This is a genomic window from Paraburkholderia atlantica (assembly GCF_009362785.1).
Lineage (GTDB): Bacteria > Pseudomonadota > Gammaproteobacteria > Burkholderiales > Burkholderiaceae > Paraburkholderia > Paraburkholderia atlantica.
Genome location: NZ_WHNQ01000019.1, coordinates 69573 through 90317, shown reverse-complemented (window position 1 = coordinate 90317; position 20745 = coordinate 69573). Strand labels below are relative to the sequence as shown.

Annotated in this window: 17 protein-coding genes; 12 read left to right on the top strand and 5 right to left on the bottom strand. The window is 63.4% G+C overall.

The genetic code is table 11. The features are described from left to right. Positions 1-212: 212 nt before the first annotated feature. Entirely contained in the window at positions 213-722 is a 510-nt protein-coding gene (locus tag GCT19_RS24770; RefSeq protein WP_152853370.1) for a DUF1269 domain-containing protein, read from the top strand. 158 nt (positions 723-880) lie between these two features. After that, the gene (locus tag GCT19_RS24765; RefSeq protein WP_321576865.1) at positions 881-2008 is read left to right on the top strand and encodes an aminotransferase class V-fold PLP-dependent enzyme; all 1128 of its coding nucleotides are present in this window, start codon (positions 881-883) and stop codon (positions 2006-2008) included. A gap of 305 nt (positions 2009-2313) precedes the next feature. Here the strand turns inward: GCT19_RS24765 and GCT19_RS24760 are convergent, their stop codons facing one another. Further along, positions 2314-3423, bottom strand: a complete 1110-nt coding sequence (locus GCT19_RS24760; protein WP_152853368.1) for an alkene reductase — start codon at positions 3421-3423, stop codon at positions 2314-2316. 179 nt (positions 3424-3602) lie between these two features. On the opposite strand from GCT19_RS24760, the gene GCT19_RS24755 reads away from it, so the two are divergent. After that, entirely contained in the window at positions 3603-4487 is an 885-nt protein-coding gene (locus GCT19_RS24755; RefSeq protein WP_152853367.1) for a LysR family transcriptional regulator, read from the top strand. Positions 4488-4593: 106 nt separating this feature from the next. On the opposite strand, the gene GCT19_RS24750 is transcribed toward GCT19_RS24755, so the two are convergent. Beyond that, positions 4594-4992 (bottom strand): VOC family protein, encoded by a 399-nt coding sequence (locus tag GCT19_RS24750; RefSeq protein ID WP_152853366.1) that lies wholly within the window; start codon positions 4990-4992, stop codon positions 4594-4596. A gap of 454 nt (positions 4993-5446) precedes the next feature. Here GCT19_RS24750 and GCT19_RS24745 point away from each other — a divergent pair, with 454 nt between their 5' ends. The 3 genes from GCT19_RS24745 (at position 5447) to GCT19_RS24735 (ending at position 7711) form a co-directional block, all read left to right on the top strand. After that, entirely contained in the window at positions 5447-5785 is a 339-nt protein-coding gene (locus GCT19_RS24745) for a P-II family nitrogen regulator (protein ID WP_018436703.1), read from the top strand. A gap of 26 nt (positions 5786-5811) precedes the next feature. Then, positions 5812-7224, top strand: coding sequence for an ammonium transporter (locus tag GCT19_RS24740; protein ID WP_152853365.1), 1413 nt, complete (start codon positions 5812-5814; stop codon positions 7222-7224). A gap of 196 nt (positions 7225-7420) precedes the next feature. Continuing rightward, complete coding sequence (locus tag GCT19_RS24735; RefSeq protein WP_018436701.1) at positions 7421-7711, top strand: hypothetical protein; 291 nt, start codon at positions 7421-7423, stop codon at positions 7709-7711. 81 nt (positions 7712-7792) lie between these two features. Here GCT19_RS24735 and GCT19_RS24730 read toward each other — a convergent pair whose 3' ends face one another. Further along, positions 7793-9577 carry a hypothetical protein gene (locus tag GCT19_RS24730; protein WP_193727447.1) on the bottom strand — a complete coding sequence of 595 codons (1785 nt, stop codon included), beginning with the start codon at positions 9575-9577 and terminating at the stop codon, positions 7793-7795. A gap of 439 nt (positions 9578-10016) precedes the next feature. Beyond that, on the bottom strand, positions 10017-11957 hold the full coding sequence (locus GCT19_RS24720) for a sigma-54-dependent Fis family transcriptional regulator (RefSeq protein ID WP_152853363.1): 1941 nt from the start codon (positions 11955-11957) through the stop codon (positions 10017-10019). Between the two features lie 452 nt (positions 11958-12409). Here GCT19_RS24720 and GCT19_RS24715 point away from each other — a divergent pair, with 452 nt between their 5' ends. The 6 genes from GCT19_RS24715 to GCT19_RS24690 all read left to right on the top strand — a co-directional run bounded on the left by GCT19_RS24715 (position 12410) and on the right by GCT19_RS24690 (position 19219). Continuing rightward, positions 12410-13465, top strand: a complete 1056-nt coding sequence (locus GCT19_RS24715; protein WP_018436696.1) for an ATP-NAD kinase family protein — start codon at positions 12410-12412, stop codon at positions 13463-13465. Between the two features lie 79 nt (positions 13466-13544). Beyond that, positions 13545-14528: a thiamine pyrophosphate-dependent dehydrogenase E1 component subunit alpha gene (locus GCT19_RS24710; protein ID WP_152853362.1), complete on the top strand. Its 984-nt coding sequence runs from the start codon at positions 13545-13547 to the stop codon at positions 14526-14528. A gap of 34 nt (positions 14529-14562) precedes the next feature. Then, complete coding sequence (locus tag GCT19_RS24705; RefSeq protein WP_018436695.1) at positions 14563-15567, top strand: alpha-ketoacid dehydrogenase subunit beta; 1005 nt, start codon at positions 14563-14565, stop codon at positions 15565-15567. Between the two features lie 3 nt (positions 15568-15570). Further along, positions 15571-16680, top strand: a complete 1110-nt coding sequence (locus tag GCT19_RS24700) for an acetoin dehydrogenase dihydrolipoyllysine-residue acetyltransferase subunit (RefSeq protein ID WP_152853361.1) — start codon at positions 15571-15573, stop codon at positions 16678-16680. 5 nt (positions 16681-16685) lie between these two features. Then, on the top strand, positions 16686-17666 hold the full coding sequence (lipA, locus tag GCT19_RS24695; protein WP_152853360.1) for a lipoyl synthase: 981 nt from the start codon (positions 16686-16688) through the stop codon (positions 17664-17666). A 149-nt stretch (positions 17667-17815) separates the two neighbouring features. After that, positions 17816-19219, top strand: a complete 1404-nt coding sequence (locus GCT19_RS24690; RefSeq protein ID WP_152853359.1) for a DNA-binding protein — start codon at positions 17816-17818, stop codon at positions 19217-19219. Between the two features lie 90 nt (positions 19220-19309). Here the strand turns inward: GCT19_RS24690 and GCT19_RS24685 are convergent, their stop codons facing one another. Beyond that, positions 19310-20722: a purine-cytosine permease family protein gene (locus tag GCT19_RS24685; RefSeq protein ID WP_152853358.1), complete on the bottom strand. Its 1413-nt coding sequence runs from the start codon at positions 20720-20722 to the stop codon at positions 19310-19312. Positions 20723-20745: the final 23 nt, after the last annotated feature.

Here is a 20745-nt window from a genome sequence, read left to right as displayed (position 1 = left end):
ACGTAATGTGGACCGTAAATATGCAGGGTTTCCGGAACTACGCGAAATAGTCTGGCAGCATATTTATGCTTAACGATACGTCTTCAAGAGAATTTTCTGAATTTGTAAACTGGCATACAGCAGTGATCATCCGCCCACAGGATTGCCGGCGGCGGGCGTACGATAAAGAGCATCGTCCCGTAGGAGGACGGCTTGGTTGATGGAGGATCGAGATGAGACGTCTTTATTTTCTCGCACCCGACACGACGACGGCGAAGGCGATCGTAGACGACTTGCTGCGGGCGCGGATCACGTGGCGACACATCCATGTTCTCGCGAATCACAGCGTCGCACTCGAAGAGCTGCCCGAGGCAACTTTGCTGCAAAGCAGCGACGTCGTGCACTCGCTCGAAAGGGGCGTGGCGCTCGGCGGTGCGACCGGCGCGCTTCTCGGCCTCGTGGCACTGGTGTTTCCTCCCGCGGGGCTCACGATTGCGGGCGGAGCCGTCATCGCATTGACGTTGACAGGTGCCGGCTTCGGAGCCTGGACGGCCACGATGATCGGCGTCGACGAGCCGAACGCACAACTCGAGCGCTTTCGCGGCGCCATCCGTGACGGCCAGCTCCTGATCATGGCCGACGTGCCAGGATCGCGAGAACAGGAGATCGAGCAAATGGTCGTGCAGCATGTTCCGAAGGCCGATCTCGAAGGCGCGGAGCCCACGACACCGATCTTCCCGTGAGAAGCAGTCGAGACGAGGCCATCGGCGGCACCTTCGGGGCTGGTGCATGCCCGAACCTGCCCGACGGGTAACGGGGGCGTCGCGCCCGATGCCGTTGCAAGCGGCTTTCGTTAGAATCTGTTTTCGATTCTATTACTCGTCAATTACTGGAGGCGAACGTGCCAGGTTTACTTCCCGATGTCGACCGCGAGGGACTCCTCGAATATTCGGTCGTGTACACGGACCGATCAATCAATCACATGTCGGAGCTCTTTCAAGGCGTCGTACGCGATATTTCCGGCGCCTTGAAAAAAGTCTACAACGCGAAGTCGGCCGTGATCGTCCCGGGCAGCGGGACCTTCGGCATGGAAGCCGTCGCCCGGCAATTCGCGACGAACAGCAAGTGTCTGGTCATCCGCAATGGCTGGTTCAGTTACCGCTGGTCGCAGATTTTCGACATGGGCGGCATTCCGTCTGAATCGATCGTGCTGAAGGCGCGTCCGGTCGACCAGGGAAGGCAGGCCGCCTATGCACCCGCTCCGATCGAAGAAGTGGTCGCCGCGATCAAGCAACACAAGCCGGATCTGGTGTTTGCGCCGCATGTCGAAACGGCATCCGGAATGATGCTGCCCGATGCCTACATGCGCGCAGTGTCCGACGCCGTGCATGAGGTCGGCGGCATGTTCGTTCTCGATTGCATCGCCTCCGGCACGATCTGGGTGGACATGCAGGCCAGTGGCATCGATGTCCTGATCAGCGCACCGCAAAAAGGATGGAGCGCGTCACCTTGCTGCGCCATGGTCATGCTCAGCCCGCTCGCCCGCGAACGAATCGACGCAACGACCAGCACCAGCTTCGCTTGTGATCTTCGCAAGTGGCTGCAGATCATGGAAGCCTACGAGAACGGCGGCTTCGCGTACCACGCCACAATGCCGACGGACAGTCTCGCGACGCTGCGCGACGTCATGAAGGAAACCGAAGCATATGGCCTGGACAAAGTGAGAGCGGAGCAGCTTGAACTCGGCAAGCGCATTCGCTCACTCCTGAGCGACAAAGGCTTCAAAAGCGTGGCGGCCGAAGGATTTCAGGCTCCGGGCGTCGTGGTCTGCTATACGGACGATGACGGCATACGATCCGGCAAGAAATTCGCCGATGCCGGTTTGCAGATCGCGGCCGGCGTCCCCCTTCAATGCGACGAGCCTGAAGACTTCAAAACCTTCCGCGTAGGTTTATTCGGCCTGGACAAACTGCATGACGTCGAGGGCTCGGTCGCCAGGTTCGCCAAGGCGCTGGACAATATTCTTTAGAGCGTTTTTCCGAAGTATGTGCGCATGGCTCGCCTTCGCAGCTGCATCGGCGGGAGGATTCCGGGACCTGCAGGAATAGCTATGCGCACTTCAAAGCCTGAGCTATAGGCGAGAAAGTAGTTGTAGAAGATCGGCCCCATCACACGCACGTGGCCGTAAAAGCGCCGCCCGGTGGTACCGCCGAACCGCTCAAACCTGCGTCGATTGGTTCGCCTGGGCAGTGATTTCCCACCGCTTTGCGGCATGAGTGTCGTGAAGAACCGCCCGACTGTCGGGCGGTTTTTTTACGCGTCAGTTCGTGCCCCTCATGCTGCCAGCGCCTCGCCGTGATGAAACGGATAGTCGGTATAGCCGATTTCCGTGCCACCGAAGAACGTCGGGCGATCGTACGGATTGAGTGGCAAACCCTTGCGCAAACGTTCCGGCAGATCCGGGTTGGCGATGAAGTCGCGGCCGAAAGCAACGAGATCGGCGTCGCCCGCTTGCAGGATGGCTTCGGCCGTGTCGCGCTTGAACCCGCCCGCGGCGATGATCACGCCGTGATAGTGCCGGCGAATCAGTTGCGCGGCGACAGGGTTCGGGTCTTTCGAATCGTCGTCGACATTGCCAAGCACGCGCGGTTCGATCAGATGCAGATACGCGAGATTCATCGCATCGAGCTTCTCAGCGACGAACGTGAAAAGGCCTTCCGGGTCGCTATCCGACATGTCGCCCCAACTGCCGCTCGGGCCCAGGCGCACGGCGACGCGCTCGCTGCCCCACACCGAGATGACTGCTTCGGTCGCTTCGATCAGCAAACGCGCGCGATTTTCGAACGAGCCACCATAGATGTCCGTGCGTTTGTTGCTGCCGTCCTGCAGGAACTGATCGAACAGATAGCCGTTGGCCGCATGCAGTTCGACGCCATCGAAGCCGGCCTCTTTGCCGCGCAGCGCGGCGCGGCGAAAGCTCTCCACGAGATCGGCGATTTCCGTCAAGGTCAGCGCGCGGCTCGGTGTGTTGGGGATCCAGCCTGCTTCCGTATAGGCCACGCCGCCGTGCGGCACGGCGGAAGGTGCGACCGGCTGCGCACCATCGGGCTGCAATTGGCTGTGCGACTGGCGTCCCGCGTGATACAGCTGGAGGAAGATGCGACCGCCTTTGGCGTGCACGGCATCGGTAACCCGTTTCCAGCCTTCGATCTGGCTGTCGTCGTAGAGCCCCGGCGCGCCGAGATAGCCATTTCCGTTGGGTGCCGCGATGGTGGCTTCGCTGATCAGCAAACCGCCTTGCGAGGCGCGCTGCGCATAATACTCGGCCATCAGCGGGCCGGGTCGCGCGCCTTGCTCGGCGCGCATCCGGGTGAGCGGCGCCAGCACGACGCGATGTGAAAATTCGAAGGAACCCACCTGGATGGGTGAATGAAGTTTGAACATGACTCTCTCCGGTTGTAGTGGCTGTCGATGGCAATCGACTGCGGTGAGGAGAGTGTAGGAACCGATCGAAAGAAGAAAAATGGGCCAGGGTTCCGAATATATCGGACAGAAATGTCCTAAATTGAAAGCTGCGCCGCGGTTCCGGCGAGCCAGCCCACCAATCGTCCGGGGGAATGCTGATGGATAGCTTTGGCGGTATTTCTCTATTCGTGCAGGTCGCCGATACACGCAGCTTCACCGAAACGGGACGTCAACTCGGCCTCTCGTCGTCGGCCGTTGGCAAGAGCATCGCGCGGATGGAAGAGCGCCTCGGCGTGCGGCTATTTCATCGGAGCACGCGCAGCATCACGCTGACTGCGGAAGGCGCGCTGTTTCTCGAGCGCTGCCGTCGCATTCTCGGAGAAATCGAGGCCGCCGAAGCAGAACTTTCCGGTGCTGCTGGAAGCCCGCGCGGCCGGTTGCGAATCAGCACGCCGCAGTTGTCGGGCCTCATCATGCCGGCGCTGGACGGGTTTATGGCGCAATACCCGGACATCGAACTCGATGTCGATCTGTCGGATCGCATGGCGGACATTATCGAAGAGGGCTTCGATGCCGTCATTCGTACCGGCGAGCAGCACGACTCGCGGTTGGTGTCGCGTCGGCTGGGTTCGTGCGGTCAGGTCCTGGTCGGCTCCGCTGCTTATCTCGAGCGCCACGGCACACCCGCGCATCCGTCCGAACTCGCCGCTCACGCCTGCCTGCTGCATAAATTTCCGGCTACGGGCAAGTTCGAACGCTGGCCGTTCCGGCTCGGGGCGTCTGAAGCTCAGCCGGAATTACCTCAGACGTTCTCGGCCAATACCATCGAAGTGCTGGCCTTTCTCGCACTTCAGGACAAAGGCCTTGCGTTCCTGCCGACATTCATCGTGCGTGATGCATTGTCGAGTGGGGCGTTGCGGATCGTGCTCAGCGACTACATCGAACAGACCGTGACTTTCTGGATTCTGTGGCCCGCGAGCCGTTACGCTTCGCCGAAGCTCAGGGTGTTCATCGACTACATCGGGCGGCACTTGCGGATTTGATGTCGGCTTCGATGTGGCATGCGATTTCACGATTCAGCCACCAGAACCGTCAAGACGGAATTTGTCAATTGCGCCGGTGTATAGCGGGTTCGAAATTTTGTGAGTGCTACTGAGTCACTGGATCGTGACAACAAACGCAAATCTTGTTTTCCTCTGGGTCGCGAAAATACGCCCCGTAATAATCCGGGTGATAGGGCGTGCGCAAACCGGGAGGGCCTTCGCAAGAACCTGAATTTGCCAACGCGGTAGCGTATGCGTTGTCGACCGAACTACGATCAGGCGCAAGCAATGCCACCATTTGGCCGTTTCCATGTTCTGCTGGGTTGCCATCGTATGGCCTGCCGATAAGGAAGAGTGGACGCGGCATACCCACAGCCATCCAACCAGCCCACGGTCTATCTGGCTCGCAAAACTTCAGTCGATGTCCCAACTCGCTCATGACGGCCGAATAGAACTTCAACGCACGGTCAAAGTCGTTAACCCCAACGAATACATGCGAAATCATCCTGATCTGTTCCTGTTCGAGAGCCGAGATGTCTTTGCACGTTACCACGGCGGAGTTGCGCTCAAGCCCTTAGACGCTTGCGAGCACCGGGCCCGCGAGTGGCAACCTGGAAACTTCAATTAATGATTCTGTAATCACGAGCGACAAAACCGTGCACGCATGCCCCGTATTGGACGGGCGACAGGAAAACGCGCTCGCCCATGGTGCCCGGGTACATTCCACCTGTACGCCGCATTCCGCGACGAAGCCTTCTGACGGTCCCGCCACCCGATGCCGTTCCGTTCCTCACAACATCCATCTGACCGCCGAAGGACCCAACACTCGGCTCCTCTGATAACTCTCCCGCTGCAATACCGTTCGTGCGAATGGCATGACAGTTGCTTTGAACGTCCCCGCGCGCTGAGCCACGGTCACCGACGGCCAGCATCGGGATGGGCGATCAACGGAGGGCAAATTGAAACTAATAAGTGCGGTAATCAAGCCATTCAAGCTTGATGAGGCTCGAGAAGCCTTGTCATCGCTTGGCGTCTCTGGAATCACGGTTACGGAGGTCAAGGGCTTTGGGCGTCAGAAGGGCCACACCGAAATGTATCGGGGCGCGGAGTACGTCGTCGATTTCCTGCCGAAAGTGAAGATCGAGGTCGCCGTCCCGGATGACATCGTCGATCAGGCTATCGAAGCGATCGAGCGTGCGGCGCGTACTGGAAAGATTGGTGACGGGAAGATCTTCGTGACGTCGATCGAACAGGTGATCCGGATCCGCACCGGCGAGACCGGCGCCGACGCCCTATAAAGACACTCGGATAAGAGGAAAGAGAGATGCGCAAACTGTTGATGACGTTGTTGATGGCGGGCTCGTTGCTCGCGGGCGGGCTGAGCCCCGCATTCGCGCAAGACGCCTCGGCGCCCGCGGCCGCCTCCGGGCCGGTCGCGCAAGCGTCCACGGCTCCCGCGGCGGATGCCGCTGCATCGGCCCCGGCCGCGCCGACCGCACCGTTCTCGGTCGATTCATCGAAGATCAACTCCGGCGACACCGCGTGGATGCTGACCTCGACCGCGCTGGTGCTGTTCATGACGATCCCGGGTCTCGCGCTGTTCTACGGCGGCATGGTTCGCAAGAAGAACGTGCTCGCGACGCTGATGCAAAGCTTCGCGATCACCTGTCTGGTGACGATCGTCTGGACCGTGGTGGGCTACAGCATCGCGTTCACGCCGGGCAACTCGTTCATCGGCGGCTTCTCGCGCGTGTTCATGACGGGCATGAACTACATCAAGGGCGACAAGGCCACGACGCTGACCGTCAGCCATCTCGCGCCGACGATCCCCGAGACGGTCTACTTCGTCTATCAGATGACCTTCGCGATCATCACGCCGGCGCTGATCACCGGTGCGTTCGCTGACCGCATGAAGTTCTCGGCGATGCTGGTGTTCATGACGCTGTGGTCGATCATCGTCTACTCGCCGATCGCGCACATGGTGTGGGAACCGAGCGGCTGGCTGGCTACCGCGGGCATCCTCGACTTCGCGGGCGGCACGGTGGTGCACATCAACGCGGGTATCGCAGGTCTGGTCTGCTGTCTGGTGCTGGGCAAGCGCGTCGGCTACGGCAAGGAAGCGATGGCGCCGCATAACCTGACGCTGACGCTGATCGGCGGCGCGATGCTGTGGGTCGGCTGGTTCGGCTTCAACGCGGGTTCGGCGGTGGCGGCGGACGGCCGTGCCGGCTTCGCGATGTTCGCGACGCAGGTGGCGACCGCCGCGGCGGCGCTCGCGTGGATGTTCGCCGAATGGGCGGCCAAGGGTAAGCCGTCGGTGCTCGGTATCGTGTCGGGCGCGGTCGCGGGGCTGGTGGCGGTGACGCCGGCGTCGGGCTTCGTCGGCACCCTCGGCGCGCTGGTGATCGGCATTGTCGCCGGTGTGCTCTGCTTCTGGTCGGCCACGTGGCTCAAGCACAAGCTCGGCTACGACGATTCGCTCGACGCGTTCGGCGTGCACTGCGTGGGCGGGATCGTCGGCGCGATCCTCACGGGCGTGTTCGCGGTCAAGGACATCGGCGGCGCGGACGGCGACGTGTTGCTGCAACTCAAGGGTGTCGCGACGACGCTGATCTACAGTGGGGTGGTTTCGTTTGTCCTGCTCAAGGCGATCGACGCAGTGATGGGATTGCGCGTCGCCGAGGAAGAAGAGCGCGAAGGACTGGACCTGGTGCTGCACGGCGAGGCGGTCGAATAACGGTTACGCCGCGGATGGAGTGGGTACGACGGTCACTGCCCGTTATTTGGGGTGGCCCGTACCCGCGGACATCTGTGCCACGCAAGGCGGGGCCCCTGTGTGCCTTCGGTTGGGGGCCGGGCGCTTACAGCGGTCAGGCCACGACAGAAGCCGGGGAGGTCGTGCCGGGTTCGAGCAATCGGATTTCCGCCAGTCAATGAAAAAGGATAATCAGCAGCATATTGCCGTACTGGTTGTTCTCATATCCCAAATCGCCTTCTTGGCAATGTTCGCATTCGCTGAACATCTCGTCAGGCATAACAAATGGATCGCCGCAGGATTTGGATTCGACCTTTTATTCGGGCTGATTTTGTCGGTCGGGTTTGTTGGGACATGGCGCGCACGGTCTATCGATTCAGATTTTCTCGGCCTTCTTCTGGCCAATCCGGTCGAGCTGGCTGTCGTTATTGCGACCGCCGGTCAGTTAGTGGCCATTCTCCTTGTTTAATGTCATCGGAAAGCGTGAGCTGAAGTGACGCGGCTGTGTGCGTAACGTGAAGCATGAACGCAGCCGCGTCGCCAAATACGCTCAGCTATCGGCATGGCTCGCGATAAAACTCGCGAATGCGTTATACGAAAGCGGAAGCACCGTGCCGTCGATCATCAGGCCGTAGGTGGAGTCCCCGCTATCGAGCTCGTAATACATCGCCGATTGGATGTTCTTCGTCTTTCTCGCCTGATAATAAGTGAGCAGACGCGAGCTGATGTAGTTAGCCCGGTACCCCTCGGTCTTCTCCGGTCCAGTGTTCCATTCCGAGATCACGAAGGGGACGCCATATCGGGCCTTGCAATAGGTGGGCAAATCGAAGCCCGGGCCGGACCCGTCGGTGCCGATGTCGAAGATGTCGCCATACACCTCGTAGTTGTGCCACGTAGTCAGGTCCCACCTCACGGTCGGATGGCCGCTCGTGCCGTCGGGCTGCTTGCCGTCCCACAGAGCGTCGGATGCGCCGGTATCGGCAACACAAAAGTTGACGCCACATTTAGCGTCCGCCTGCACCGACTTCACTCCGTCGATCATGCCGCGCATCACGCCGCGCATCAGCGGCCAGTTCGCATTGTTGAAGTCGACGACGTTCGTTCCCGCGTTGGTCGAGTCGAGAATGATCCCATTCGCGCGCGTCAGCTCATTGCCGCATTCATACATGGTCACGCCGTGGGGTTGCAATGCCGACGCGACAGCGACCGCGCAATTGAAACCCCGCGTATAGGCCGCCGATTCGCTCGTGAACAGGTTGCCGTTACCGTCGTAGATGCCGACGTCGACCAGCACGAAAAGCTTCAGGCCCGCGGGCTGGAAGGCTTGGGCCAACGCCACGACCTTGGCGAGTTGCGGTGCGTAGTCGGTACAGCTGAGCCGGTACGTAGAGCAGCCGAGGGCTTGCATGATCGATACGATCTGTGACGTCGAATACCGGTAGTCGTAATGCCCGTTGATACCGTGAAACGAGCCGGCCGGTGCCGCGGTCGCGATGCGCGGATCGTTGCACGGCAACCATTGATCGGCACCGCCGCATACATAGAACTGACCGCCGGTCGACTGTGCCCAGAACTTACCGCCGTACCACAGCAGAAGCGCCGCATCCGAGATCGTGCCGACGGCACTGCGATTGCGGTATACGACGCCATTCTCAACGGTCCATATCGAGCCGGCCTTGTCGATCAGATACGTCGCGGGCGGGATCATGGCGCCGTCGGCGGAGGTGCCGCCCAAACGCGGGTCATTGCACGATCGCCATGTCGTCCCATTCCATCCGTAAAACTGACCGCCGGTTCCCTCGTGATAGATCGCGCTCCCGTACCAGAGGATCAACGAAACGTTGTAGGTGTAGCCCGCTGCGACGCCGTTCCTGTAGACAGACCCGCCGACCAGGGTCCACGGCGCGTTCTGACTGTCGATGATCACCGTCGCCGGCGGGATCGTCGTGTTCTGTGGCGAAGCGTTCGAAGCGTTGCCGGGCGACCCCGAGTTCGGCTCTGATGCAGAGCCGGAGCTGTCGCCCGAGGTCGAGCCGGATGTATCGGTGGGCCCCGTCCCACTCGATGGCGTCGGTGACGAGCCGTTCGCCACGGGGGTCGCATTACCCGTCGAGATCGGAATACTTGCGGCAGTCGTGCCCGTCGAGGCCGCGATGCCGGAGGTTGCTGTGCCGGTAGAGGGCGCTGCGGTGCCCGACGGACTCGCGGAATTGCCCGTGGAAGAACCGCCGGCATCCGGCGTACCACTACTACCACCGCCGCCGCCGCACGCGCTCAATACGACGCTTCCGCCGAGCGCAGAAAGACAACCAAGAAATTGACGTCGACCAATCATGACAATAGCGCGGGCTGCCGCGAGGCGGCCCACGAGAAAATCTGGAGAGAGTTGGGGAGTCCTGCGGGTCGCGAGTGCGTCGCGTGAGCCGTTCAGGACATTCGATGTGCGGTAGTGGATGGTCTTTCGTGGCGACCGATCACTGAGTCCGGCAAGTCATGCCTGTGTGTCGGCACAAGTTGCACGTGGGAGCAGGGTTGTTCGGAAATAAAATCTTTTCGCTCGCAATGGACGGACTGCGGAAAGATTTCACTCCGGGTGAGGCGGGGGAATTGGACGATGTCTGGGCGGCGGCGGACATGGATGGCCACCGCGTTGTGCTACCGGTAGATCGAAAGCATTGCCAAGCCGCATGCGCGGCCCAGTAACAGATCACGTACTGCTTGTCGAACACGAACGTTGCGGATGACGGCGACCGAGAATTCAGTGTTGATGCCGCCTATGTGCGATGCGGCCCGACGATGCCCAGCCGCGCGATGCGCCGGTACAGCGTCGCGCGCGATATGCCCAACGCCTGCGCGGCGGCATTGGGCCGCCACTGGCAACGCGTGAGTGCCGCGACGATCCTGGCCCGCTCGTCGTCGGCGCTGGCCGGCGACGTGGAGTCCGCCGCGAGAGCGGGCGTCGCGGCGGGTGCGAGTTGCGCGGCGAAGTCCGGCGACACGTGCCGCAACTCGACGCGAGCCGAATCGCAGACCGCGCACGCATAGCGCAGCACGTTGCGCAGCTGCCGGATATTGCCGGGCCACGAGAAAGCGGCAAGACGCTCGGCGAATTGCGGATCGAGCATCAGCACATGGCTGGCCGCCTGTGCTTCCTCGTTGAATACCGTATCGATCACATCGCGGATGTCGGTGCGCTCGCGCAGCGGCGGCATCCGCAGCGTCGCGCCGCTCAGGCGATAGTAGAGATCTTCGCGGAACGTTCCCGCTTCGACCATCTGCAACAGATCACGGTGCGTCGCGCAGATCACGTCGATATCGACGCGTACCGGCGCGTCGCCGCCGAGCGGCACCACTTCGCCCTCGGCGAGCACGCGCAGCAGCCGTGTTTGCAGGCCGAGCGGCATGTCGCCGATTTCATCGAGAAACAGCGTACCGCCGTGCGCGAGCGCGATCTTGCCGCGCGCGCCGCGACTGCGCGCGCCGGTGAACGCGCCGGGCGCATAACCGAACAGCTCGCTCTCGATCAGCGGCTCCGGAATCGCACCGCAATTCACGGCGACGAACGGCCGCGTACGCCGCGAACCCGACTCGTGCACCGCGTGCGCGAACACCTCCTTGCCGACTCCGGTTTCGCCGAGCAGCATAACCGGCAGCCGCTTGCCGGCGATCCGCAACGCGACTTCCGCATTGCGCGCGATCCGTTCGTCCGAGCTGTGCAGAAAGTGGCTCATTGCGCCGATGCTGCTGTCGGCGTGCACATCGCCCGGCCGTGTCGTGACGAGCGGGCGAGCCGCGCGTCTCATCGGCGCGCGAATGCGCGCATACAGCATCGCGCCGGTCGCGCGCAGCCGCAGCGCCACGATCATGTCGGTGCGCGCGACGTCGTGCAGACGGACCTCGGACGTATCGAATATCTCGTCGATGTGACGCGGACCGTCGAGGCCCGCGATGCTCTCGTGCGCCTTACGGTTTGCGGCGGCGATGTTGCCGCATTCGTCGAATGCGATCAGTGCTTCGGGTTGCGCTTCGACGAAATGGCGGCTTTGATGGCCGAACAGGACCCAGTGCTGTGCGGTCTGGTTCAGGAAATAGCCATCCTCGATCAGACTCGCGCTTTGCCGCACCAATTGAAAAACCAGCCCCTGGCTGTCGCGGTTGTCGGGCGATCGAATCGCCGATGCATCGAGCACGCCGATCAGCTCGCCGGTCGGCGCGAAGATCGGCGAGGCACTGCACGTGAGCGTCGTGAAGGCGGCCCGGAAGTGATCGGTCTTGTGCACGGTGATCGGCGCGAGATCGGTGAGCACGTTCGCGATGCCACAGGTGCCTTCTTCGCGCTCGGACCAGCACGAGCCGATGTGCAGCCCCGCATGCTTGAAATCGTTGCGCCGGTCGCGGTCGATCCGATAGTCGATCGTGACGCCGTGCGCGTCGGACAGCATCACGCAATAGTCGGCGACGCGGATCATCTCGTGCAGCCGCGTCAGGCACTGGCCCGACGCACGCAGAAAGGCTTCCTCCTTGCCCTGGACTTCGCGCAGCTCGGCGGACGACAGCACGCGCGGGCCGATCACGGAGCTGGGGTCGAGCCGGTACTGCTCGAACGAGCGCTGCCACGACGACACGAGGCGCGGCGAATTCGCCGGCGCGGGCAAGCGCCCTTCGATGGCCCCGCGTACGCGATCGACGTGCTGCGTTTGAGAAACATAGGGCATGGCCGGCTCCAGGCGAGCGACACCGAGTTGGGCGAGTCCCTGTCTTGTAGCACATCCGCAACGAGCAATCACATTGCGGCGCAGCACTCGACGCGCGTGAGACGAACGTCTCAGAGGCTGGCGAGACGCTGGTCGCATTGCGCAAACCCTTATCTGGCGCGGCACCGCGCAGGCGTCGCGAGGTGCGTCGGGACTCGCGCCACGTCGCGGGGCGTGCTCGTGAGACACAGTGAACTGCGCGGCGCAGGTCTGATGAAAGCGGCCGGGAACCCGGGCCCCCGCGTCTGCCCTTTGAATACAACGCTTTCGGCGCGTGAGCATGGCGCGCAAGCAACTGGCCCGACCTTTGCAGTATCGCTGCCAGACGAAAGCAAACGCAAAAGCAAACGCGAAAGCAAGCGCTCTTCAGCACAGCAAGTCCGCTTCGCAACTCGCGCACAGGAGACAAGCCAGTGTTATCGCCCATCACCGTCGGCGTGATCGCGAACCCCGCATCGGGCCGTGATATTCGACGCCTCACCACACACGCCTCGGTGTTTCCGACCGCCGAGAAAGCGAACATGGTCGTGCGTCTGCTCGCGGGCCTCGGCATGCTCGGTGTTGCGCGCGTGCTGACCTTGCGTGACCGGACCGGTGTCGCCGCCTTGGTGCTGCGTGCGCTCGAAACGCATGCGGCCGTAGCAGAGCCGCAGCCCTGGCCGAAGGTCGAATTCCTCGAACTGCCGATCACGGACAGCGCGGCGGACACCCACGCAGGTGTCGCGCGGATGGTCGGGCTGGGTGTCGATCTGATCGCGGTGCTCGGCGGCGACGGCACGCATCGCGCGGTGGCCGCGCATTGCGGCGACGTGCCGCTGCTGACGCTGTCGACGGGCACCAACAACGCGTTCCCGGAACTGCGCGAAGCGACGGTGGCGGGCCTCGCGGGCGCGCTCGCGGCTTCCGGGCTCGTGCCGCCCGAGGTCGCGCTGACGCGCAACAAGCGTCTCGTGGTCCGCTGCGTCGCGGGCCCGAACAAGGGGCGCGAGGAAATCGCGCTGGTCGATGTGTGCGTAAGCCGGCAGCGGTTCGTCGGCGCGCGGGCCGTCTGCGAGCCCGCGGATCTCGAAGCGCTGTTTCTGACGTTCGCGGCGCCCGATGGCATTGGCCTGTCGTCGATCGGCGGCGCGTGGGCCCCGGTCGAGCGCGGCGCGCCGTACGGGCTGCATATGACGTTCGCGCGCACGGGCGAATCCGGCGTGCCGATCTTCGCGCCGCTCGCGCCGGGCCGTGTCGATCGGGTGACGATGCGCACCTGCGAGCGCTTCGAAGCGGGCTGCTGGACGCCGCTGCATACGGAACAAGGGACGCTCGCCTTCGACGGCGAGCGCGAGATCGAGCTCGAGCGCGACGACCGCTACGAGATCGCGCTCGATTGGGCGGGACCGCTGACCGTCGATGTCGGCCGCACGCTCCGCTTTTGCGCGTCGCGGCAGTTGATGCGCGAAGCGGCGACGCGTCCGAGGTAATCAGAGGAGGAAGCGAACGCCTGAAGCAAAGCCGGCTGAAGTAGCAGTGACCATCGAGATCATTCCAAGGAGACACACCATGTCTGTTTTGACGCAGTTGAGCAAGGAAAAGCTGCTGGAAGCGTACCGGATGATGCGCACGATCCGCGAGTTCGAGGAGCGTCTGCACGTCGAATTCGCGACCGGCGAGATACCCGGCTTCGTGCATCTGTATGCCGGCGAAGAGGCGTCGGCGGTCGGCACGATGATGCATCTGAACGACGCGGATTACGTTGCGACCACGCACCGTGGTCACGGCCACTGCATCGCGAAGGGTGTGGACGTGCGCGGCATGATGGCCGAAATCTACGGCCGCAGCACCGGCGTGTGCCGCGGCAAGGGCGGCTCGATGCACATCGCCGATCTGTCGAAAGGGATGCTCGGCGCCAACGGGATCGTCGGCGCGGGTGGTCCGCTCGTGTGCGGCGCCGCGCTCGCCGCGAAGCTGAAGAAGACCGGCGGCGTCGGCGTGTGCTTTTTCGGCGACGGCGCGTCGAACCAGGGGGTGATCTTCGAATCGATGAATCTCGCTTCCGTGTGGCGCCTGCCAGCGATTTTCGTCGCGGAGAACAACGGCTATGCGGAGGCGACCTCGTCGACGTGGTCGGTCGCGGCCGACAACATCGCCGACCGGGCCAGCGGCTTCGGCATGCCCGGCGTGATCGTCGACGGCTTCGATTTCTTCGCGGTGCACGAGGCGCTCGGCGCCGCGATCGAGCGGGCCCGCGGCGGCGGCGGCCCGACGCTCGTCGAAGTGAAGCTGTCGCGCTATTTCGGTCACTTCGAGGGCGATGCGCAAACCTATCGCGCGCCCGGTGAGGTGCAGAAGCTGCGTGACGAAAAAGATTGCCTGAAGCGTTTCGAGGAGCGCGTCGTGCGCGCCGAAATGCTCAGCGCCGACGAACTGCGCGGCGTCGATGCCGAGGTGAAGCAGTTGATCGACGGCGCGGTGACGGAAGCGAAGGCCGCGCCTTTGCCGACTGCCGCTGACCTGCTGACCGACGTCTACGTGTCCTATCCGTAATCCGCAGCGCGAACCAATCAATCAGGAGACAGTCATGGCACGGAAGATCACGTTTTCCCAGGCGATCAACGAAGCGCTGAGCCAGGAAATGGCGCGCGACGAAACCGTCATCGTGATGGGCGAGGACAACGCGGGCGGCGCCGGGTCCCCCGGCGAGCAGGATGCGTGGGGCGGTGTGCTCGGTGTGACGAAAGGGCTCTTTCACAAGTATCCCGGGCGCGTGCTCGACACGCCGCTATCCGAAGGCGGCTTTATCGGCGCGGCGGTCGGCGCGGCCGCATGCGGTCTGCGTCCGGTGGCCGAGCTGATGTTCATCGATTTCATGGGCGTGTGCTTCGACCAGATCTTCAATCAGGCCGCGAAGTTTCGCTACATGTTCGGCGGCAAGGCAGTGACGCCGGTCGTGATTCGCACGATGCAGGGCGCGGGCCTGCGCGCGGCCGCGCAGCACTCGCAGATGCTGACGTCGTTGTTCACCCACATACCCGGTCTGAAAGTGGTGTGTCCGTCGACGCCGTACGACGCGAAGGGCCTGCTGATCCAGGCGATCCGCGACAACGACCCGGTCATCTTCTGCGAGCACAAGCTGCTGTATGGCCGCGAGGGCGACGTGCCGGAAGAGTCGTATGCGATTCCGTTCGGCGAAGCGAACGTGGTGCGCGATGGCGACGACGCGACGATCGTCACTTATGGCCGGATGGTTCACCACGCGACCGACGCCGCCGAAAAGCTCGCGAAAGAGGGCATTCAGGCCGAGCTGATCGATTTGCGCACGACCTCGCCGCTCGACGAGGAAACGATATTGGAAAGCGCTGAGCGCACCGGGCGCGTCGTCGTGGTCGACGAGTCGAATCCGCGCTGCTCGGTCGCGACCGATATCGCCGCGCTGGTCGCGCAGCGTGCGTTCCATTCGCTGAAGGCGCCGATCGAACTCGTGACCGCGCCGCATACACCCGCGCCTTTCGCAGGCGTGCTCGAAGACCTGTATATCCCGTCGGCGGAAAACATCGCCGCGGCCGTGCGGAAAGTAAGGAGCTGAGCAATGCCGATTCACATGATCACGATGCCCAAGTGGGGGCTGTCGATGGAGCAGGGTCAGGTCAACGGCTGGCTGAAGGAGGTCGGCGAAAAAGTCGCGAAGGGCGACGAGATACTCGACGTCGAGACCGACAAGATTTCGTCGGGCGTCGAGTGCGCTTTCGACGGCACATTGCGCCGGCAGATCGCGCAGCAGGGCGACACGCTGCCGATCGGCGCGCTGCTCGGCGTCGTCGCGGACGCCGAGACGTCCGACGCCGACATCGATGCTGCCGTCGAGGCGTTCCAGCGCGACTTCGTGCCGGCCACCGCGGATGCCGCGGACGCGGGACCGCAGCCGGAAAAAGCGCAGATCGGCGGGCGCACCCTGCGTTACCTGAAGATCGGCGACGGCGGCACGCCCGCGGTGCTGATCCACGGCTTCGGCGGCGATCTGAACAACTGGCTCTTCAATCATGCGGATCTCGCCGCGCACCGCGCCGTGTGGGCGCTCGATCTGCCGGGGCATGGCGAGTCGGGCAAGACGCTCGACACGGGCAGCCTCGACGAACTGGCCGACAGCGTGATCGCGTTTCTCGACGACCGGGGTATCGAGCGCGCGCATCTGGTCGGCCATTCGCTGGGCAGCGCGGTGTCGATGACGGTCGCCGCGAAGGCCCCCGAACGCGTCGCGTCGCTGGCCTTGATCGCGGGCGCCGGGCTCGGCGACGAGATCAACCGCGAGTACATCGAAGGCTTCGTCGAGGGCAGCAGCCGTAACACGCTGAAGCCGCATCTGGTGAAGCTGTTCGCCGACGGGTCGCTGGTCACGCGGCAATTGATCGAAGACATCGTCAAGTACAAGCGGCTAGAAGGCGTGAACGACGCGCTGCGCAAGATCGCCGGGTCCGCGTTCGAAGGCGGGGTGCAAAGCCGCGTCTATCGCGACCGGCTCGACACGCTGGCACCGCGCACGCTGGTGATCTGGGGGGCGCAGGACCAGATCATTCCGGCCGCGCACGCGCAGGGCTTGCCCGCTCAGGTGCGCGTGCACGTGATCGACGGCAAAGGGCACATGGTGCAGATGGAGGCTGCATCGGACGTGAACCGCCTGCTCAACGAGTTCTTCGGATAACCGCGATGGACGCCGCTTCCGATACCGACAGCCTCACGGCGCTTGGCCAGCATGGCAAGCGCAACCGCGACAAGCTCGCCCGCATTCCGGTGAAGATCGTGCCCGCGGACCATGCGGCCGTCTTGCCGAAGCCGCCCTGGCTGCACGCGCGGCCGATGATGAGCGAAACCGTCGCGGGCATGGCGGCGGTTCTGCGCCAGCACAAGCTGCATTCGGTCTGCGAGGAGGCGATGTGTCCGAACATCGGCGAGTGTTTTGCGCAGCGCACCGCGACATTCATGATCATGGGAGGGATCTGCACGCGGCGCTGCGCGTTCTGCGATGTCGCGCATGGCCGGCCGCAAGCGCTCGACGACGACGAGCCCGCGCGGCTCGCCGACGCCGTCGCGGCGCTCGGGCTGCGCTACGTCGTGATTACATCGGTGGACCGCGATGATCTGCGCGACGGCGGCGCCGCGCACTTCGCGCGCTGTATCGCGCTCGTGCGCGAGCGCGTACCGGGCATTCGCGTGGAAATCCTGACGCCGGATTTTCGCGGGCGGATCGAGCGCGCGCTCGATGCGCTGTCGGGGGCGTGGCCGGACGTCTTCAACCACAACATCGAGACGGTGCCGTCGCTGTATCGGGCGGCGCGGGCAGGCGCGGACTACGGCGGCTCGCTCGACCTGCTGTCGCGTGCGAAACGCCAGAACGCGGCGGTATTGACCAAATCCGGCCTGATGGCCGGCCTCGGCGAGACCGACGGCGAACTGCTCGCGACGATGCGCGATCTGCGCGCGCACGACGTCGACGTGCTGACGATCGGCCAGTATCTCGCGCCGTCGCGGTATCACATGCCGGTGCGCAGATATGTGCCGCCCGCGACTTTCGACATGCTGCGCGACGAAGGTTTGAAGATGGGGTTCGTCGAAGTGGTGGCGGGGCCGCTCGTGCGCTCGTCGTATCACGCGGATCGGACGCCGCACGGCCGCGCCCCAATCCCGTGAATACCTCCCCGTAACCTCGGCTTTTCGACCGATTGGTCGCCTCGCAGGTAGCCGACAATTGGTGGCTATGCGAGGCGAGTCCCAGCGCGCGGCTGCCTCCCGGACGACGAAACGGTATTCGTCACCACGAGCACTTTGTCGAGGCAGACATGTCAAGCAACATTACGATCACGGACGAACTCGTAGCTGAAATCGCAAACCGGATGGCCGACGAGGGCCAAAAGGTGTCTCCCGTAGCTATCTGGTCCGAAGTTCATAGCGGTTCGGTGGTCGCGGTGTCCGCGGCATTGCGCAAGTGGCGCGAAACGCGCGCCGCGCGTGTGCCGCAGGTCGTCGAACGTCCTGCTTTGCCGGAAACCGTGACGGACACCATGCGCGAAGCGCTCGACCGGCTGTGGACGTCGGCGCAGGACGAAGCGGAACGCTCGGTGGCGCGACGCCTCGCCGCGATGCGCCAGCGTGTCGAGGACGCCAGCAACGAGCGCGACGAAGCGCTCGCCGAGCTGCAAACCACCGTCCAGGAACTGGACGCGCTGCAAGTCCAGCTGGACAAGATGACCAGCGCCTACGACGAAAAGGTCGATGCAGTGGCCGGGCTCGAAGAGGACATCGCGCTCGCGGTGCAACGCACCGACGCAGCCGAGAAGCGCGCGCAGGAGCTGGCCGACCGCGTTTCGCACCTCGAAGCGGAACTGGAGCGCGCGGAACAGGCCGCCGAGCGTGGAGCGATTGCGGGCGACGACAGCGATGCCGCAGGCGAGAGCGAGGTGGCGAGCGAGTCGGCGGAGTCGGTTGTCGAAACGGCGGCCGGCGAAGCAGAGCGCGCGGCGCTGGAGGCGGAGCATGCCGAAGCGGTCGCTCGTCTTCAGAGCGAGCTCGAAGCGATTCGCGCGGAGCTGCAGGCCGAGCAGGAAGCGCACACGGCCCGGCGCGAAGAGGTCGCGGGCGCGAAGGCCGAGCGGGATGCCGCGGCGCTTGAATTGCAGAATGCCCAGACGCAAATCGCCAGCCTGACCGATGAGCGCGATGCGGACGCCTCCGAAATCGCGAGGTTGTCGGCTAGCTTGTCCGAAGCACAGCAGCGTGCCGACGCGGAGCAGCAGCGCGCGGCCGAACTGGCCGAAAGCGCGGCGGCGAGCGAGCAGGTCGAGGACCTCGAGTCGGCGTCGCCGGCGGCTGTCGACTCGCATGAACTCGAGGCGTTGAAGGCGCAGATGTCGCGCGACGCGGAAGCGCATGCCGCCGCGATTGCCGAGGCGCGGGAGACCGTCAGGAAATGGTCCGACTACTCGAACGCACTGAAGCAGCAGCTGACTCAGGCGAATGAAAAAATGGTGGTCGTCCTTGCCCGCGGCGCAGGCGAAGCGACCTTGAGCCGCCGGCTTACCGCTGAACTGAGTCAGGTCAAGCCGGAGCATGAATTGCTGCGCAAGGAGATCCAGCAGCAAGTGATCGTCGAAACGATCACCGCTCACCTCGAGAAACAAGGCTATCGCTACGACGAGCAGACGGGTGCGGTGTCGAAGCTGAACGCCGAAAGCTCGCCTGCGTAACGGTATCGTCGATGGGATGGCGCGCGTCGCGGGGATGGCGACGCGCAATGTGCTCATAGGGAGGGCGGCGCTGTCGAGGGCTCGGTCCGCTCACTCGGAAGCGGGAACACCTGCCGGAGCAGTATGGCGGGCGCGCGAACCGTCGTTCGATGCGAACAGGTAGTAAGTCACTGCCGTCGCCACCAGTCCAACGATCCAGGAGACGTCCGCACCGCCCATGATCGACGCCCACGGACCATGGAAGAAGCTCTCCTCCATGAACGGGACCTGAACCGCGATGCCGAAGAGGTAAATCGCGATGGCCTTGAAATTGAACGAGCCGTACACGCCGCCGTTACTGCCGATGATCTCCGACACGCGGTAGCGCCGGTTGCTGATCAGGTAGAAGTCGACCAGATTGATCGCTACCCATGGCGCGAGCACGATACGCATCGCGAAGATCGCGGTCAGGAAGATCGCGATAAAGTTGCTCGACGCCCACAACGCAGTGACGGTAGACGAAGCCAGCAGCACCGTCGATACGACGATGCGAACGTTGCGGCCCGGCACCCAGTTCGGACGGAACGTTTGCGCGGCGGTAATGAACGACAACACGCCGCCATACAGATTCATGCCGTTGTGCCCGATGATATTGACGAGGAACAGCAAGATCAGCACGTAGCCGAACAGGCCGGTTTGCGTGCGGATGGCTTCCATCGCATCGCTGGCGTGGCTGGTGCTGATCGCCAGTACGCCGAACAGGAACGCGAAGATCGTGCCGAGCGACGTGCCGAAATACGTGAACGCGAACGTCTTCGCGAAGCCGGTGGTGGCCGGAAGGTAGCGCGAATAGTCGGACGTGTAGGGCGCGAAGCTGATTTGCCAAACGGCGCAAAGTCCGAACATCGCGAACCAGTTCGACAGATCGAAATGGCCTTGCTGGAAAATCCGCGCGTCGAGACCGGGCGCCATCATGATCATGCCGATCAGCAGCGCGCCGCCCATGAACCATGCGCCCACCTTGTTGAAGCGGTGGATGAAGTGATAGCCGATTACGCCGACCAGCGTGGCGAGAATCGCGCCGAGCACGGTGCCAACCGCCACCGGTACGGCAGGGACAGCGGTGTGCAGCGTCTTGCCCGCGAGGATGATGTTCGAGACGAAGAAGCCGAGGTAAATCAGCGTGGTGAAGCCGACCACGAGCAGCGAGCCATAACGGCCGAACTGCGCGCGGCTTTGAATCATCTGCGGCACGCCGACGAGCGGACCTTGCGCGGAGGTCAGCGCATGAAAAATGGCGCCGAAAAACTGGCCGGCGGCGATCGCGAGAATCGCGCTCACCACATCGAGGTGGAAGACCAGTACCGACGTCGCACCGGAAATCACCGCAAGCGGCGCGACGTTCGTGCAGAACCACAGGGTGAACAGATCGACGGGTTTGCCGTGCCGATCCGCGGGAGCGACGTACTCGATCGAGTTGCTTTCAATGGTCAGAACGCGGTTGTCGTTCGACTGGTCTTTCATAGTGTCTCCATCTTTATCGCACA

What these genes read in the sequence shown, in the direction of transcription:
- lipA (WP_152853360.1), top strand. Translation starts at nt 16,686, where the DNA reads ATGGACGCCGCTTCCGATACCGACAGCCTCACGGCGCTTGGCCAGCAT.
- GCT19_RS24755 (WP_152853367.1), top strand. Translation starts at nt 3,603, where the DNA reads ATGGATAGCTTTGGCGGTATTTCTCTATTCGTGCAGGTCGCCGATACA.
- GCT19_RS24705 (WP_018436695.1), top strand. Translation starts at nt 14,563, where the DNA reads ATGGCACGGAAGATCACGTTTTCCCAGGCGATCAACGAAGCGCTGAGC.
- GCT19_RS24730 (WP_193727447.1), bottom strand. Translation starts at nt 9,577, where the DNA reads ATGATTGGTCGACGTCAATTTCTTGGTTGTCTTTCTGCGCTCGGCGGA.
- GCT19_RS24735 (WP_018436701.1), top strand. Translation starts at nt 7,421, where the DNA reads ATGAAAAAGGATAATCAGCAGCATATTGCCGTACTGGTTGTTCTCATA.
- GCT19_RS24740 (WP_152853365.1), top strand. Translation starts at nt 5,812, where the DNA reads ATGCGCAAACTGTTGATGACGTTGTTGATGGCGGGCTCGTTGCTCGCG.
- GCT19_RS24690 (WP_152853359.1), top strand. Translation starts at nt 17,816, where the DNA reads ATGTCAAGCAACATTACGATCACGGACGAACTCGTAGCTGAAATCGCA.
- GCT19_RS24770 (WP_152853370.1), top strand. Translation starts at nt 213, where the DNA reads ATGAGACGTCTTTATTTTCTCGCACCCGACACGACGACGGCGAAGGCG.
- GCT19_RS24760 (WP_152853368.1), bottom strand. Translation starts at nt 3,423, where the DNA reads ATGTTCAAACTTCATTCACCCATCCAGGTGGGTTCCTTCGAATTTTCA.
- GCT19_RS24710 (WP_152853362.1), top strand. Translation starts at nt 13,545, where the DNA reads ATGTCTGTTTTGACGCAGTTGAGCAAGGAAAAGCTGCTGGAAGCGTAC.
- GCT19_RS24720 (WP_152853363.1), bottom strand. Translation starts at nt 11,957, where the DNA reads ATGCCCTATGTTTCTCAAACGCAGCACGTCGATCGCGTACGCGGGGCC.
- GCT19_RS24685 (WP_152853358.1), bottom strand. Translation starts at nt 20,722, where the DNA reads ATGAAAGACCAGTCGAACGACAACCGCGTTCTGACCATTGAAAGCAAC.
- GCT19_RS24700 (WP_152853361.1), top strand. Translation starts at nt 15,571, where the DNA reads ATGCCGATTCACATGATCACGATGCCCAAGTGGGGGCTGTCGATGGAG.
- GCT19_RS24750 (WP_152853366.1), bottom strand. Translation starts at nt 4,992, where the DNA reads ATGATTTCGCATGTATTCGTTGGGGTTAACGACTTTGACCGTGCGTTG.